Below are 15,399 nucleotides of genomic sequence, written 5' to 3'. Positions count from 1 at the left end.
CTTTACTGAGGTCATGAAGCGCCGGGGACGTTGCCCGGCGCCGTTTGTTATCGGATCTGGATTCGGATCAGCGGTTGCGCGCGGCGGCGACGGCGCGACCCAGTTCGGCCACCGACATCGCGTAGAAGTAGCTGCGATTGTAATGCGTGATGGCGAAGAAGTTATTGGTCGCCAGCCAGTACTCGGTCGGGCCGGTGCCGTTTTGCAGGTCGACCAGGCCGAAGCGCATGCCGGCCGGCAGCGTGGGGGCGCTCACGGTCGCGCCGGCGGCTTGCAGTTGCTCTTCGGTGTATTTGGCTTCCAGGCCCTGGTTCAGCAGGCCTTCCCACTGGCGGTTGTCGGACGACACCGTGGCCGGGAACGCCACCGGCTCGCCGCGCTGCCAGCCATGCACGGCGAGGTAGTGCGCCACGCTGCCGATGGCGTCCACCGGCGAATTGCGCAGGTCGATCTTGCCGTCGCCGTCGAAATCGACCGCATATTCGCGGATGCTGCCCGGCATGAACTGGGGCCAGCCGATGGCGCCGGCGTAGGAGCCGCGCAGCGACAGCGGGTCGATGTGGGCGTCGCGCGCCAGCAGCAGGGTGTTTTCCAGCTCGCCGCGGAAGAAGGCCATGCGGGCATCGCGGTTGGGCGTGTTCGGATAGTCGAAGGCCAGCGTTGTGATCGCATCCATTACGCGGAAGTTGCCGGTGTTGCGGCCGTAGACGGTTTCCACGCCGATGATGCCGACGATGATTTCCATCGGCACGCCGTACTGCGCCTCGGCGCGCGCCAGGGCGACGCCATGGGTGTTCCAGAACTCGACGCCGGCGTTGATGCGCACCGGGTCGATGAAGCGCGCGCGGTAAGCCGCCCAGTTCTTGGGTTTGTTGCTGGGCGCCGGCTTGATCAGCTGGATCGCGGTGTCGAGGTAGCGCGTCTGCGCCAGCAGCTTGTTGAGTTCGGCGCGGTCGAAGCCGTTGCGCTCGACCATCTCATCGATGAAGCGCCTGACGTCCTTCCACTCATTGAAATTGACGAACTCGCCCTGTTCTTCCGGCAGGGCCTTTTTTTTCACCGGGGCCTTCCTGGCCTGCTGGGCCTTGGGGGCCGTCTTGCGCTCGCCTGGCTTGGCGTGCTGCTTGTCCTTGGCCGGCTTGCTTTTGTTCTGGGGCTTGGCCGGCGGCGTCGCGGACTGGGCATGCAGGGCCGGCGGCAAGGCACACAAGGCGGAAAACAGCAGGGCGGAGGTCAGGACGGGCAAGCGGCGAAGCGATGTGATCGGCATGAGGCGGCAGTCTGGAAGGAGGGGCGAAACAAGCCTGGAAGTATACCGCATCGGGCCTCGCGCCCCGGACTGGTGCGTGGCCGGCCAGCCGCCGCCGCGCAGCGCGATGTACACTAGCCGCATGAGACATGTTCGGGCCAGCCGCTATCTTGGGCTTGCCTGCCGGATACAAGAGCAACAATGACTACCGCCTTCTATACGCACGCCGATTGCCAGCGCCATGAAATGGGAGACTGGCACCCCGAGACGCCGGCCCGCCTGCAGGCCATCGAGGACCAACTGATCGCCAGCCGCATCGACCAGTTCCTCGACCGCCGCGACGCGCCATTGGCCGACCCGGCCGAACTCGAACGCATCCACAGCGCCGCCGCCGTCGACCGCATCCGCGAGCACAGCCATGCGCTGGCATTGTCGGGCGAGCCGTATTACTCCCTCGACGGCGACACGCTGCTCAACCGCCACAGCTGGCAAGCGGCATTGCGCGCGGCCGGCGCGGCGCTGGCGGCGACCGACGCGGTGCTGGCCGGCGAACTGGATAACGCCTTTTGCTCGGTGCGCCCGCCTGGCCACCATGCCACGCCCGACCAGGCCATGGGTTTTTGCCTGTTCAACAACGTGGCCATCGCCGCGCGCCATGCGCTGGATGTGCATGGGCTGGAGCGGGTGGCGGTGGTGGATTTCGACGTGCACCACGGCAATGGCACCGAGGACGCCTTCGCGCACGATGCCCGCGTGCTGATGGTGAGCTTCTTCCAGCATCCTTTCTACCCGTTCTCGGGAGGCGGTCCGGCCGAGCCGCATATCGTCAACGTGCCGGTGCCGGCCTATACCGACGGCAACGCGGTGCGCCAGCTGGTGACCGACAAATGGCTGCCGGCGCTGCACGCGCATCGCCCGCAGATGATCTTCATCTCGGCCGGTTTCGACGCCCACCGCGAGGACGACATGGGCCAGATGGGGCTGGTGGAGGCGGATTACGCGTGGATGACGCGGCAGATCATGCAGGTCGCCAAGGAGCATGCGCAGGGCCGCATCGTCAGCTGCCTGGAAGGCGGCTACAACCTGTCGGCGCTGGGGCGCAGCGTGGTGGCCCACCTGAAGGTGCTGGCCGATCTGGACTGAACCGGCTCAAGCCGCCTCAAGCCGCCTCAAGCCGCTTCATAAGCCGCGATGATCGTATCGGCCACCGCCCGCACCCGTGCGGTGCGGTTGAGGTCGCTGTGCAGCACCAGCCACATGTCGTACGGCTCGTTGCGCTCGGGCCAGATGCGCACCAGTCCGGGCATGGAGTCGCCGACATGGTCGGGCAGTTCGCCCAATCCCATGCCGGCCGCGACGCATTCGGCCAGCATCAGGCCATTGCTCACTTCTATCGCAATGTTGGCATTGGCACTGGATTCGCCGCAGACCTGGTCGGCCATGTGCGGCGCCAGCGTGCGCTGGTAGGCCACCACGTCGTGCCCCTTGAGCGCGGTGCCGGGTTCCGGCAGGCCGCGCTTTTTCACATACGCCTTGGAGGCATAGATGCCGGTGTATAGGCGCTTCAAGTGGCGCGCGATCAGGTCGGGGCTGTCGGGGCGAACGGTGCGTACCGCGATGTCGGCTTCGCGCTTGGTCAGGTTGGTGATCTGGGTCGAGGTGGAGAGCACCACGCGGATATTCGGATGCGTCTCGCGCAGCTGGTGCAGGGCCGGTATCAGGAAGTGGCGCGCGGCGCTGTCGGTGGCGGCCAGGCGCACCACGCCGCACAAGCGCTCATCGATGCCTTGCATCTGGCGCAACAGCTGCTCGGCCCCTTGCTCCATGCGCTCGGCCGCGCCGGCCGCCAGTTCGCCGGCAGGCGTGGGAACGTAGCCCGAGGGGGTGCGCAGGAACAGGCGCGCGGCCAGCGATTTTTCCATCGCCGCCAGGCGCCGGCCCACCGTGGCCTGGTCGATCTCCAGCTGCTCGGCTGCCGCGCGCAAGGTGCCCTTGCGGTAAAGCGCCAGGAATACCCGCGCATTGTCCCAATCCATCGCTGCCATCATGTGGTCCTTCCATGTGTTCATCATGCAAATTTGCATCAGAGTGCCGATCTTATACCTATTTATTGCATCATGACGGAAGCCTACAATCCGTTGATCGCGCGCATGTCGCGCTATCGCCGAAAGAATCTGATGTCATCCGTGCAATGTTCCAACCCGGCCGTCGCTGCCGTTCCTGTCGTTCCCGCCCCCCGCGCCGGCATGCTGCCGCTGGTGGCGCTGGCCATCGGCTTTGTCATGGCCATGCTGGATGTGACCGTGGTCAACGTCGGCCTGTCCAATATCTCGGAGAACCTGGCCGCGCCATTGTCCACGCTGGTGTGGATCGTCGACGGCTACACGCTCACCTTCGCCGCCATGCTGATGGTGGGCGGCGCGCTGGCCGACCGTTTCGGCGCCAAGCGGCTCTACCTGACCGGCCTGTTCCTGTTCGTGGCGGCGTCGCTGCTGTGCGGCGCCGCGCCCAACGGCCCGTTCCTGGTGGCGGCGCGCCTGCTGCAGGGTTTGGGGGCGGCGTTCTTCATGCCCAGTTCGCTGAGCCTGTTGAGCCACGTCTACGAGGACGACCGGGTGCGTGCCCGCATGCTGGGCGTGTGGTCGGCCACCGTGGGCCTGTCGGCCGCGGTCGGCCCGCTCCTGGGCGGGGTATTGATCCACTGGCTGGGCTGGCGCAGCGTGTTCCTGATCAACGTGCCGGTGGGCATCGTCGGCCTGCTGATGGCGCGTTCGCTGATCCCGCAGGCGCCGCGCCATGAGCGCGCGCTGAACCTCTACAGCCATGTGGTGGGCGTGGCGATGCTGGCCGGCGTGTCCTTCGTGCTGATCCAGGGGCCGGTGTACGGCTGGGGTTCGGCGCGCATCATCGCCGGCATGGCGCTCACGCTGCTGGCGGCCGTCGCGCTGGTGCGGCATGAGCTGCGCGGCATCGCGCCGCTGCTGCCCAAGGCCCTGTTCGCCACGCCGCAGTTCGCCGCCGCCAACGGCATCGGCTTCCTGATCAACTTCAGCGTCTACGGCAACCTGTTTTATTTGGCGCTGTTCCTGCAGCAGGGACGCGGCGCCGATGCGTTGCAGACCGGTTTGCAACTGGTGCCGATGATGGCGGTGATCTTCATCGGCAACCTCACTTCCGGCCGCATGTCGGCGCACTGGGGGCCGCGCGTGCCGCTGCTGCTGGGGTTGTCGGCGGGCGCCGTCTTTACCGCGCTGGCCATGGGGCTCACGCCAGCCACGCCGTACTGGCTGCTGGCGCTGGTTTGCGCGGCCGCAAACCTGGGGGTAAGCACCGCCATCCCGGCCATGACCGCGGTGGTGATGCAGGTGGCCGGACGCGCGCACGCCAACAGCGCCGCCGCCGCGCTCAACGCCAACCGCCAGATCGGCGCGCTGGTCGGCGTGGCGGTGATGGGGGCGGTGCTGCATACCTTCGACGGCTGGGGCGTACGCAATCCGCTGGCCTTCGGCATGATGGCGGCGGCTTACGCGCTGGCGCTGTGGCTGGTCTGGCGCTTTGTCGGGGTTGTCGGAAAGGAATTGGCCGCACGCGGCGCCTGAACGCCGCGTTTGCCGGGAAACCCGCCCGCATCTGTTGCGCGGCGGGTTCTTTTTTGGGGGCTGGGTGCGCGCAAGCCGTAAAATAGCGGCTTATCACTCAAGTGCAAGAAAGAAGAATCCGCATGTCCATCCAATGGTTCCCTGGCCACATGAACGCCGCCCGCAAGAAGGCGGCCGAGGCAATGGAGAAGGTCGACCTGGTCATCGAAGTGGTCGATGCCCGCTTGCCCCAGGCCAGCTGCAACCCGATGATCGAGCAGCTGCGCAACGCCCGCCAGCGGCCCTGCCTGAAGATCCTCAACAAGACCGACATGGCCGACCCGGCCGCGACCCAGGCCTGGATCAACCACTACAACAGCCAGAAGGGCGTCACCGCGGTGGCGCTGTCGTGCAAGAAGCCGTCCGACGTGGCGCGTGTGCCCAAGCTGGCGCTGCAGGTGGCGCCGCACCGCGGCACCGTGCTCAAGCCGCTGCGCATGATGATCATGGGCATCCCCAACGTCGGCAAGTCCACGCTGATGAACGCGCTGCTGAAAAAGCGCGTGGCCGCGGTGGGCGACGAGCCGGCCGTGACCAAGACCCAGCAGCGCCTCTACCTGGGCAACAACATGGTGCTGATCGATACCCCCGGCATGCTGTGGCCCAAGATCGAACACCCCAGCGACGGCCTGATGCTGGCCGCCAGCCATGCGGTGGGCAGCAACGCGCTGATCGAGGAAGAGGTCGCGACCTTCCTGGCCGACCTGCTGCTGCAGCGCTATGCGCAACTGCTCAAGGCGCGCTACGGCTTCCAGACCGAGGGCATGGATGGCGTGGCGGTGATCGAGGGGGTGGCGGCCAAGCGCGGTTTCCGCCTCAAGGGCGGCGACTACGATTTCGAAAAGGCCGCGCATACCTTCCTGCAGGACTACCGCAGCGGCGCGCTCGGCCGCATCTCGCTGGAAACGCCGGCCTCGCGCGCCGAACTGCTGGCCAGCTACCAGCCCACCGACAATCCCGATGCGCTGTCGGAAGACGACGAGGATGAAGAGGAAGAATACGACTGGCGCAACGCGCCGGATCCTCGCGGCAGCCGCGATTAGATCAGGCCTGAGCGTCGCCCCATGAAAAAAAGCCACCTTGGTGGCTTTTTTTCATGGGCGTCCGGCAGCGCCGGACGCTTTAAGCGATTACCCGATTACCTGGTGACTGATTACCACGAGGTGATCACCGAACCCTTGTACTTTTCCAGCACGAACTTCTTCACTTCCGGGCTGTGGTAAGCCTTGACCAGCTTGGAGACCCAGGGCTTGTCCTTGTCGGCGGTGCGGATGGCCAGCACGTTGGCGTAGGGGCCGGTCGAGGCTTCCACGGCGATGGCGTCCTTGGTCGGCGACAGGCCGGCCGATTCGGCGAAGTTGCCGTTGATCACGGCGGCGTCGAAGTCATCCAGCGAGCGCGGCAGCTGGGCGGCGTCCAGTTCGATGATCTTGACCTTCTTCGGGTTCTCGACGATGTCCAGCGGGGTTGCCTTCAGGCCGGCGTCGGCCTTGAGCTTGATCACGCCCTTGGCTTGCAGCACCAGCAGCGCGCGGCCGCCGTTGGTCGGGTCGTTGGGCACGCCGACGCGGGCGCCTTGCTTGAGTTCATCCAGCGACTTGATCTTCTTGGAGTACACGCCCATCGGGAAGGTGATGGTGGTGCCCACGCTCACGAACTTGTAGCCGCGATCCTTGATCTGGGCGTCCAGGTAGGGCTGGTGCTGGTAGGAGTTGGCATCCAGGTCGCCGCCGGCCAGCGCCGCATTGGGCTGGATGTAGTCGGTGAATTCGATGATCTGCAGCTTCAGGCCATCCTTCTCGGCCAGCTTCTTGACCTGTTCCATGATCTCGGCGTGCGGGCCGGCGGTCACGCCGATCTTGATCGGCTTGTCCTGCGCCAGCACGGGCGCGGAGATCAGGCTGGCAGCGATACCCAGGCCTGCGACGAATTGAATCAACTGACGACGGTTCATGACTTTCCTTTCAAGCTTTTTTAATGATCGCAGCGGGTAGCTGCGGTTTGTCTTCCATACTGCGCGCTGTGGTTTAGCGATGGCTCAGCTTGCGCACCAGCAGGTCTCCCAGGGACTGCACCAGCTGCACGAAAACGATCAGGATCAGCACCACCGCCACCATCACTTCCGGCAGGAAGCGCTGGTAGCCGTAGCGGATGCCCAGGTCGCCCAGGCCGCCGCCGCCGATCGCGCCGGCCATGGCCGAATAGCCGACCAGGCTGACGAAGGTGATCGTGAGACCGGCGACGATACCAGCAAACGCCTCGGGCACCAATACCTTGTAAATGATTTGCCCGGTGGTCGCACCCATGGCTTGGGCCGCTTCCACCAGGCCGCGGTCGACTTCGCGCAGGGCCGACTCGACCAGGCGCGCGATGAAGGGCGCGGCGGCAATCGTCAGCGGCACGATGGCCGCGGCGGTGCCGATCGAGGTGCCGACGAAAAAGCGCGTGAACGGGATCACCGCCACCAGCAAAATGATGAAAGGCGTCGAACGCACCGCGTTGACCAGGAGGCCGGCGATGCGGTTGAAGGCCGCGTTGGGCAGGATGCCGTTGCGGTCGGTCAGGTGCAGGGCGATGCCCAGCGGCACGCCCAGCACCGAACCCAGCACGCCCGAGATGCCGACCATCATCAGGGTTTCGCCGAAGGAGCTGATAAACAGATCGATCAATTCAGATGACATGGTTCAGCTCCTCCACGACGACGCCCTGCGAGCGCAGGTATTGCATTGCATTGTTGATGTTTTCCTGGGTGCCGTTGGCGAGGATCGCCAGCGAGCCGAAGGCCTGGCCCTGGATCTCGTCGATCTGGCCGTGCAGGATGTTGAAGTCCAGGCTGTAGCGGCGCACCGCTTCCGACAGGTGAGGCTGGTCCACGCCCGAACCGGTGAAGGCGAAGCGGAACAGGTGGTCGGTGCCCTTGGTGGCGTCATTTTCCGCTTCGGCCTTGGCCAGGCGCGCGCGCAGGCGCTCCACCACGCCCTTGGGCAGCTCATGGGCGATCACGTCGCCGATCAGGGCGCGTGTGACTTCATGCTTGGGCTGGCGGAATACATCCAGCACCTCGCCCTGTTCGATCACCTGGCCGGCTTCCATCACCGCCACGCGGTCGCAGATGACCTTGATCACTTCCATCTGGTGGGTGATCAGCACGATGGTCAGGCCCAGTTCCTGGTTGATCTTGCGCAGCAGCTCCAGGATCGAACGGGTGGTTTCCGGGTCCAGCGCCGACGTGGCTTCGTCCGACAGCAACACCTTGGGATCGTTGGCCAGGGCGCGGGCGATGCCCACGCGCTGTTTCTGGCCGCCCGAGATCTGCGCCGGATAGCGGTCCTTCAGCGCCGACAGGCCGACCAGTTCCAGCAGCGGCTCGACCTTCTGCGCGATCTCGGCCTTGGATTTGCCGGCCAGCTCCAGCGGCAGCGCGATGTTGTCGTACACCGTGCGCGAAGAAAGCAGGTTGAAGTGCTGGAAGATCATGCCGATGCCGCGGCGCGCCTCGCGCAATTGTTGCGCGGAGAGGGCGGTCAGGTCTTGGCCGTCGAGCAGGATGCGGCCGGAAGTGGGGCGGTTGAGCAGGTTCAGGGTGCGCACCAGGGTGCTTTTGCCGGCGCCGCTGCGGCCGATGATGCCGAAGACTTCGCCCTTGCGGATCGACAGATCGACATTGCGCACCGCCTCGACACTGCCAAAGCGCTGGGTAACAGCTTGGATTTCGATCATGATGGGAATAGAAATGGCAGCGGGCCCGTGCTTCCGACCCGCCGCCATGGGAGCCTTCGCTGTTCAGGAAGACGCCGCAGGCGGGGACAAAACCACAAGTCTCCACTGCCATCGATATTTTTATAAGAAGCCGCTATTTTAAGGCGGCGGGGTTATAAGGGGAAAATAAATTTTCGCTTATGCATATAACCCAGGCGTCTTACGACGCCCCCCAAAGAGCAGGCCGCGCATGGGTTTGCGCGGCACCGGGCAACGCCGGGGGAGGGCATTTTTCCATGCGGCGAGATTGCATCCCGTCAATGATGCGGGGGGCGACGATGCCGGCGATTGCCCTCGCCGTACCGGTCTTTGCGGCCTCGTTCCGCCTTCTCGTCCATTGACTGGATTGCTTGCTTCTTTTCAGGCTTCCCCATCTCCACCGGCTCCGGCCCTCCCCAAACGCGAGCCAGGTGCGTCAATACCTTAATTATTTCTTTTCTTGAAATTATCACTTGCAGACGACGGCATTTTTCAATGTTTTGGTAAAGATTAAAGTGCATGTGCGGCCCGGAAGGCAGCCAGATTCTTCCGGCGCTACCGGCGCCTTATGCCGATTCATGCAAATGCAGCGAGGCGCAGAACAAGACCAAATTTGCATCAAGCCGTCTGAAAGAAAGTAAGAAAGCACATCATGAATACCCGTCATCTCCTCATCGCCCTCGCACTGGCCGCCACAAGCGGCGCCGTGCTGGCGCAAAACGTTTCGGTCCAAGCCCAGAACGTGCAAGGCAAGACCCGCGCCCAGGTTATCGAAGAACTCAAGCAGGCCCGTGCCGATGGCACCCTGACCGTGAGCGACTACGACTACCCCAGGCTGCCCGCTTTCGTTTCCACCAAGACCCGTGCGCAAGTGATCGAAGAATTGAAAGTGGCCAATGCCCAGGGCCTGGTCACGGTCGGCGACGCCGACTACCCGAAGCTGCCGGCATTCGTCTCCACCAAGAGCCGCGCGCAAGTGCAGGCCGAACTGGTCGAATACCAGAAGCATCCCGATCCGCAGGGCCTCTACCGCGGCTATTGATGGATCGCTCCGGGCGGCGCGAGAGCGCGCATTGCGCGCGCCGCCTGTGCGCTTGACGTTCATTGCAACAAGAGGATCCCATGTATTCCTTCAGCGCCAAGCAACTGGCCAGCCGGCTTTCCGAGCTCATCGAGCTGGCCGATATCGATGAAGTCGTCATCACCCGCGACAGCGGCGAGAACCTGGTCATCGTCAAGGAATCGGTCTGGCGGGCCATGCAGGACACGGCCCACCTGTTCGCCACCGATATCAATTCCGACCGCCTGCTGCGCAGCCTGCAGCAGTTGCGCGCCGACTTGCTGTCCGAGCCGGAGGTCGAATGAAACTGCTGATGACCCCATTGGCACAGGAAGACTTCGCCTTCTGGCGCCGCCAGGACAGCGAATTGGCGCGGCGCATCACCCGCTTGCTGCGCAGCCTGCGCGATGGCGCCAATCTGCCGGCGCAGCAGGTGGCGGTCTTGCCGTTGCGCTTGCCGGGGCTGAACTCGGTGCGCCTGTCATCCGAGCATCGTCTGGTATTCGAGCGCCTGCGCGACCGTATCGTCGTGCACCAGTGCCGGTTCCACTACTGAACCGCTGATACGGGTGCTTTGCGACGGGCTGGAGCGGCCGTGCGCAGTATCGACTGCGTGCGCTGGCCGGGGCCGGGTGTTCATGTGAGAGAGGCCCATTCTCCAGGCTTGTCCTCCTGCGGGACGGTTGGCGTTTTCCTTGCGCCTGCCGTGTGCCGCAGGTTTTTGCCGACCGCGTTCTGTGCGGGAACGAGAAATAAGATGTTGTTTATTTGCATCGTTTCTTGGTTTCATCCTGCCGAATGAATCGCGAGTCGGCATTTTTTGTTTGCATTGTCATGTTGCTTTATAGTTGCAATAAAGAGACATTAACAATACAAAAAACAAGAAAAATAAAAAGTTAAATTGTTTGTGGAAATAAATTTTGATTAAATAAATTAAGTCTTCTTGATGTTTCTTTCTGGAAGCCTGGGTGTCTTCCCTGTCTGGACAGGTAGCGGAACCACCAATAATCAAATAGCAATTCAACAACTTTTGGAGTTCCTATGAAAAAGTCCCTCTTGGCACTGGCAATGCTGGGCGCCTTCGCCGGTGCCGCACATGCGCAAAGCTCGGTCACCATCTACGGCATCATCGACGCCAGCCTGTCGTACAACAGCAAGGTGGCAACCACCGGTACCGGCAACGGCAACCGCACCGGCATCGACTCCGGTGCGATCAAGGGTTCGCGCATCGGCTTCAAGGGCAGCGAAGACCTGGGCGGCGGCTTGAAGGCGCTGTTCAACCTGGAAAACGGCTTCACGCTGGATAACGGCGCCGCCGCCCAAGGTAACACCCTGTTCGGCCGCACCGCCACCGTCGGTCTGTCGGGCAACTTCGGCGCCGTGCTGCTGGGCCGCCAGAAGGACTTCACCGACGACATCGCCGCCTTCACCTCGGTCAACGACTTCGGCGGCATGGTCAGCCAGGTCCACGCACGCGACCTGGACCGCACCAACGGCGAACGCGTCAACAACTCGATCCGCTATAACACCCCCAACGTCAACGGCTTCTACGGCAGCCTGATCTACGGCTTCGGCGAGCAGGCCGGCGAGAACACCTCCGGCCAGTCCTTCGGCATCGGCGGCGCCTACTCCAACGGCCCGTTCAATGTCGGCGTGTCGTACTTCCAGGCCAAGAAGGCCGGCACCGTGGCCTCCAGCGACGTCAACTCCAGCAACGCCACCACATGCACCAACGGCGCCGGTTCCTCGGGCGACACTTGCCTGAAGACCTGGACCCTGGCCACTTCCTACCAGTTCGGCCCGGCCAAGGTATACGGTTCGTGGTCGCGCGTGAAGCTGCCGCTGGCCACCGGCGGTTCGGCTTCCTCGTTCTCCGCAGCGTCGGCCGCCAGCTATACGGCTGATTCCACCGGCCAATACCTGGTGGGCGGCGTCAACAACGAGAAGAACGACATCTTCGACGTCGGCGTCAACTACGGCCTGAGCCCTGCGCTGTCGCTGCTGGGCAGCGTGCAGTACACCCGCGCCGACTTCGTCAATGCGTCCAACGGCCGCCTGATCCAGTTGAACCTGGGCGCCAAGTACGCACTCTCCAAGCGCACCAGCCTGTACGCGATCTACCGCAACCTGCGCGCTTCCGACACCTACAGCCCGGGCGTGACCAACGGCCAGGCTCCTGGTTCGGACAGCAGCCAGAACGCGTTCAACGCCGGCATCATCCACAACTTCTGATGATGCGCGCATGAGCGCGAGATGAGCCAGCCACGGCGCCGCCTCCACCGCTGCAAGCGGATGCGGCGCCGTCGACGACTCCCTGTAGTATCCGCAGTGCCCGCAGCGCCCCAAGCTTTCCCCGGCGGATGGCCTGCACGGCCCGCGTTCCTTTTGGGACGCGGGCTTTTTGCGTTTTGGGCCACGGCTTGTGCGGCTTCCTATAATGTCAGTCTGATCCAACTCCGGGGACTTCCCATGCATATCGACTGGGCGCATTTCACGCCGGCATTCTCGCTGGCCGGCGGCATCGCCATCGGCCTGGCAGCGGCGGCCTTGATCCTGCTCAACGGCCGCATCGCCGGCATCAGCGGCATTCTCGGCGGCTGGTTGCGGGCGGGGGCCGGCGAACGCTCATGGCGCGCGGCCTTCATCGCCGGACTGGTGGCCGCGCCGCTGGCGGCAGCGGCCCTGGGCTGGCAGGCGCCGTTGCATATCGATGCCGGCTGGCCGGCGGTGATCGCGGCCGGATTCATGGTCGGACTGGGCACGCGCTATGCCGGCGGTTGCACCAGCGGCCATGGCGTGTGCGGGATATCGCGCGGGGCGCTGCGCTCCATCGCGGCCACGGCGACTTTCATGGCGGCGGGGTTCGTCACCGTGTTCGTGCTACGGCATGTCCTGGGAGGCTGACATGCGTGCGCCTGCCATCCTCGTTTGCTTCGCCAGCGGTTTGCTGTTCGGGCTCGGCCTGATGTTGTCCGGCATGGCCGATCCGGCCAAGGTGCTGGGCTTCCTCGATCTCGCCGGCCACTGGGATCCCTCGCTGGCTTTCGTCATGATCGGCGCCATCGGCGTGGGCGTGTTCGCCTTCGCCGCGGCGCGCCGGCGCAAGTCGTCCTGGCTGGGCTTGCCCATGCAACTGCCTGCGGCTGCCGGCATCACGCCGCGCCTGCCGGCGGGCAGCGCGCTGTTCGGCATCGGCTGGGGCGTGGCCGGTTTTTGTCCGGGGCCGGCATTGGTGGCGCTGGGCATGGGGGAGGGCAAGGCGATCGCCTTCGTGCTGGCCATGCTGGCCGGGATGCTGGTCTTTGAATGGCTGGAAGCGCGCCGGCATTAGAACAGAGTCAGCCGGGCCGTTGAAAACAAAAATCCCCGCAGCGTTGCCGCTGCGGGGATTTTTTTCGGTCGTCGGCCGCCGCACGGGGCGACGGCCAGCGGGCCGACGGCAATTACATCATGCCGTCCATACCGCCCATGCCGCCCATACCACCCATGCCGCCAGGCATGCCGGCCGGCTTGTCTTCAGCCACTTCTGCCACCAGTGCGTCGGTGGTCAGGATCAGGGCTGCCACGGAAGCGGCGTTCTGCAGGGCCGAACGGGTCACCTTGGCCGGATCCAGCACGCCCAGTTCAACCAGGTCACCGTAGGTGCCGTTGGACGCGTTGTAGCCGAAGTTGCCGGTGCCTTCCAGCACCTTGTTGATGACCACCGAAGGTTCATCGCCGGCGTTGAACACGATCTGGCGCAGCGGTTCTTCGATAGCGCGCAGGACGATCTTGATGCCGGCTTCCTGGTCGGGAGTGTCGCCCTTCAGGTTCTTGATGTTGGCGCGGGCGCGCAGCAGGGCCACGCCGCCGCCAGGCACAACGCCTTCTTCAACGGCTGCGCGGGTTGCGTGCAGCGCATCTTCGACGCGGGCCTTCTTTTCCTTCATTTCGACTTCGGTGGCAGCGCCAACCTTGATCAGTGCAACACCGCCGGCCAGCTTGGCCACGCGCTCTTGCAGCTTTTCACGGTCGTAGTCGGAAGTGGCTTCTTCGATTTGCGCGCGGATTTGCTTGACGCGTGCCTCGATGCCGGTAGCATCGCCGGCGCCGTCGATGATGGTGGTGTTTTCCTTGCCGATTTCAACGCGCTTGGCTTGGCCCAGTTCAGCCAGGGTAGCCTTTTCCAGGGTCAGGCCGACTTCTTCGGCGATCACTTGGCCGCCGGTCAGGATGGCGATGTCTTCCAGCATGGCCTTGCGACGGTCGCCGAAGCCAGGAGCCTTGACAGCGGCGGTCTTCAGGATGCCGCGGATGTTGTTGACCACCAGGGTTGCCAGCGCTTCGCCTTCGACATCTTCAGCGATGATCAGCAGCGGACGGCCAGCCTTGGCGACTTGTTCCAGCACCGGCAGCAGGTCGCGGATGTTGGAAACCTTCTTGTCGAACAGCAGGATGAACGGGTTGTCCAGGGCGACAACTTGCTTTTCCTGGTTGTTGATGAAGTACGGCGACAGGTAGCCGCGGTCGAATTGCATGCCTTCGACGATTTCCAGTTCGTTTTCCAGCGACTTGCCGTCTTCAACGGTGATTACGCCTTCCTTGCCGACCTTGTCCATGGCCTTGGCGATGATGTCGCCGATGTCCTGGTCGGAGTTGGCCGAGATCGAACCGACCTGGGCGATTTCCTTGCTGGTGGTGGTGGGCTTGGCCAGGTTCTTGACTTCGCCGACGATGGCGGTGACAGCCTTGTCGATGCCGCGCTTGAGGTCGGTCGGGTTGAAGCCTGCCGCAACGTACTTGAAGCCTTCGCGAACGATCGCCTGGGCCAGCACGGTAGCGGTGGTGGTGCCGTCACCGGCGTTGTCGGAGGTCTTGGAAGCGACTTCCTTGACCAGCTGGGCACCCATGTTTTCCAGCTTGTCCTTCAGTTCGATTTCCTTGGCGACGGAAACGCCGTCCTTGGTCACGGTCGGGGCGCCGAAGCTGCGCTCCAGAACCACGTTACGGCCCTTGGGGCCCAGGGTCACCTTGACTGCGTTAGCCAGGATGTTGACGCCGTTGACGATCTTGGCGCGTGCTTCATCGCCGAAAATAACTTGCTTTGCTGCCATGTTGGATTCTCCAGAAATTCGGTTGAATTCGTTTCACCGTGGTGGCCGCCGCCTGGGCGGCCGGTGCATCTGCACTACCTGTGCGGCAGCCTGGCGGCTGCCCGGGCCGGGAATTACTTCTCGACGACGGCGAACAGGTCTTCTTCGCGCATGACCAGCAGTTCCTGGCCATCGATCTTCACAGCCTGGCCGGAATACTTGCCGAACAGGACGCGGTCGCCGACCTTCACGGCCAGTTGGCGAACCTTGCCGTCTTCCAGGATCTTGCCGTTGCCAACAGCCAGGACTTCACCCTGGTCAGGCTTTTCGGTCGCTGCATCAGGCAGAACGATACCGGAAGCGGTCTTGGTTTCCTGGTCGAGGCGCTTGACGATAACGCGATCGTGCAAAGGGCGAAGATTCATGAGAACTCCTTAAAATTCAATAAGTTGGTCTTGATTGCGGCAATGGCTGCAATGGTTTTTCTTCCAAATGCAGCAAACGTCACCGCATGAAAAAGGGGTATCAGCCAGGGAGGATTGTTAGCACTCTCCCGTGACGAGTGCTAAGTATAGGGACGGAGGGGGGAATTTTCAAGGCGGGGTTGCTGACTTCGCCCCTCCAGCACCGAAAAATGCTGGC

At 63.7% G+C, this 15,399-nt stretch carries 16 protein-coding genes; 9 read left to right on the top strand and 7 right to left on the bottom strand.

What is annotated here, in order from left to right:
* Positions 1 to 67: 67 nt before the first annotated feature.
* The gene (mltB, locus tag FB597_RS12965; RefSeq protein ID WP_144769769.1) at positions 68 to 1,270 is read right to left on the bottom strand and encodes a lytic murein transglycosylase B; all 1,203 of its coding nucleotides are present in this window, start codon (positions 1,268 to 1,270) and stop codon (positions 68 to 70) included.
* A gap of 180 nt (positions 1,271 to 1,450) precedes the next feature.
* Here mltB and FB597_RS12960 point away from each other — a divergent pair, with 180 nt between their 5' ends.
* Positions 1,451 to 2,392: a histone deacetylase family protein gene (locus FB597_RS12960; RefSeq protein WP_144769768.1), complete on the top strand. Its 942-nt coding sequence runs from the start codon at positions 1,451 to 1,453 to the stop codon at positions 2,390 to 2,392.
* Between the two features lie 26 nt (positions 2,393 to 2,418).
* Here FB597_RS12960 and FB597_RS12955 read toward each other — a convergent pair whose 3' ends face one another.
* Positions 2,419 to 3,285, bottom strand: a complete 867-nt coding sequence (locus FB597_RS12955) for a LysR family transcriptional regulator (RefSeq protein ID WP_144769844.1) — start codon at positions 3,283 to 3,285, stop codon at positions 2,419 to 2,421.
* A 141-nt stretch (positions 3,286 to 3,426) separates the two neighbouring features.
* Here FB597_RS12955 and FB597_RS12950 point away from each other — a divergent pair, with 141 nt between their 5' ends.
* Together FB597_RS12950 and ylqF are read left to right on the top strand one after the other, a co-directional pair.
* On the top strand, positions 3,427 to 4,848 hold the full coding sequence (locus tag FB597_RS12950; protein WP_141913481.1) for an MFS transporter: 1,422 nt from the start codon (positions 3,427 to 3,429) through the stop codon (positions 4,846 to 4,848).
* 122 nt (positions 4,849 to 4,970) lie between these two features.
* On the top strand, positions 4,971 to 5,930 hold the full coding sequence (gene ylqF, locus FB597_RS12945; RefSeq protein WP_141913480.1) for a ribosome biogenesis GTPase YlqF: 960 nt from the start codon (positions 4,971 to 4,973) through the stop codon (positions 5,928 to 5,930).
* Between the two features lie 110 nt (positions 5,931 to 6,040).
* Here the strand turns inward: ylqF and FB597_RS12940 are convergent, their stop codons facing one another.
* From FB597_RS12940 to FB597_RS12930, 3 genes are all read right to left on the bottom strand, one after another.
* Positions 6,041 to 6,841, bottom strand: coding sequence for a MetQ/NlpA family ABC transporter substrate-binding protein (locus FB597_RS12940; protein ID WP_144769767.1), 801 nt, complete (start codon positions 6,839 to 6,841; stop codon positions 6,041 to 6,043).
* Positions 6,842 to 6,914: 73 nt separating this feature from the next.
* The gene (locus tag FB597_RS12935; protein ID WP_141913478.1) at positions 6,915 to 7,568 is read right to left on the bottom strand and encodes a methionine ABC transporter permease; all 654 of its coding nucleotides are present in this window, start codon (positions 7,566 to 7,568) and stop codon (positions 6,915 to 6,917) included.
* Entirely contained in the window at positions 7,558 to 8,607 is a 1,050-nt protein-coding gene (locus FB597_RS12930) for a methionine ABC transporter ATP-binding protein (protein ID WP_141913477.1), read from the bottom strand. The genes FB597_RS12935 and FB597_RS12930 overlap by 11 nt, the downstream gene beginning before the upstream one ends.
* A gap of 670 nt (positions 8,608 to 9,277) precedes the next feature.
* Between FB597_RS12930 and FB597_RS12925 the strand changes: the two genes are divergently transcribed.
* From FB597_RS12925 to FB597_RS12900, 6 genes are all read left to right on the top strand, one after another.
* The gene (locus tag FB597_RS12925; protein WP_141913476.1) at positions 9,278 to 9,667 is read left to right on the top strand and encodes a DUF4148 domain-containing protein; all 390 of its coding nucleotides are present in this window, start codon (positions 9,278 to 9,280) and stop codon (positions 9,665 to 9,667) included.
* Between the two features lie 80 nt (positions 9,668 to 9,747).
* On the top strand, positions 9,748 to 9,990 hold the full coding sequence (locus FB597_RS12920) for a type II toxin-antitoxin system Phd/YefM family antitoxin (protein WP_141913475.1): 243 nt from the start codon (positions 9,748 to 9,750) through the stop codon (positions 9,988 to 9,990).
* Positions 9,987 to 10,241 (top strand): type II toxin-antitoxin system YoeB family toxin, encoded by a 255-nt coding sequence (locus FB597_RS12915; RefSeq protein WP_144769766.1) that lies wholly within the window; start codon positions 9,987 to 9,989, stop codon positions 10,239 to 10,241. Before FB597_RS12920 ends, FB597_RS12915 begins: the two co-directional genes overlap by 4 nt.
* A 485-nt stretch (positions 10,242 to 10,726) precedes the next feature.
* On the top strand, positions 10,727 to 11,917 hold the full coding sequence (locus FB597_RS12910) for a porin (protein ID WP_144769765.1): 1,191 nt from the start codon (positions 10,727 to 10,729) through the stop codon (positions 11,915 to 11,917).
* A gap of 237 nt (positions 11,918 to 12,154) precedes the next feature.
* A complete protein-coding gene (locus FB597_RS12905) occupies positions 12,155 to 12,589 on the top strand; it encodes a YeeE/YedE family protein (RefSeq protein ID WP_144769764.1) in 435 nt (144 codons plus the stop codon).
* A 1-nt stretch (position 12,590) separates the two neighbouring features.
* Positions 12,591 to 13,016 carry a DUF6691 family protein gene (locus tag FB597_RS12900; RefSeq protein ID WP_144769763.1) on the top strand — a complete coding sequence of 142 codons (426 nt, stop codon included), beginning with the start codon at positions 12,591 to 12,593 and terminating at the stop codon, positions 13,014 to 13,016.
* A 112-nt stretch (positions 13,017 to 13,128) separates the two neighbouring features.
* Here FB597_RS12900 and groL read toward each other — a convergent pair whose 3' ends face one another.
* Together groL and groES are read right to left on the bottom strand one after the other, a co-directional pair.
* Positions 13,129 to 14,778, bottom strand: a complete 1,650-nt coding sequence (gene groL, locus FB597_RS12895; protein WP_144769762.1) for a chaperonin GroEL — start codon at positions 14,776 to 14,778, stop codon at positions 13,129 to 13,131.
* Positions 14,779 to 14,891: 113 nt separating this feature from the next.
* Entirely contained in the window at positions 14,892 to 15,182 is a 291-nt protein-coding gene (groES, locus tag FB597_RS12890; RefSeq protein ID WP_008115200.1) for a co-chaperone GroES, read from the bottom strand.
* Between the last annotated feature and the right edge of the window lie 217 nt (positions 15,183 to 15,399).

The organism is Herbaspirillum sp. SJZ099 (assembly GCF_007828355.1).
In the GTDB taxonomy this organism is placed as follows: Bacteria; Pseudomonadota; Gammaproteobacteria; order Burkholderiales; family Burkholderiaceae_D; genus Herbaspirillum.
This window is presented reverse-complemented; position numbering and strand designations above follow the sequence as displayed.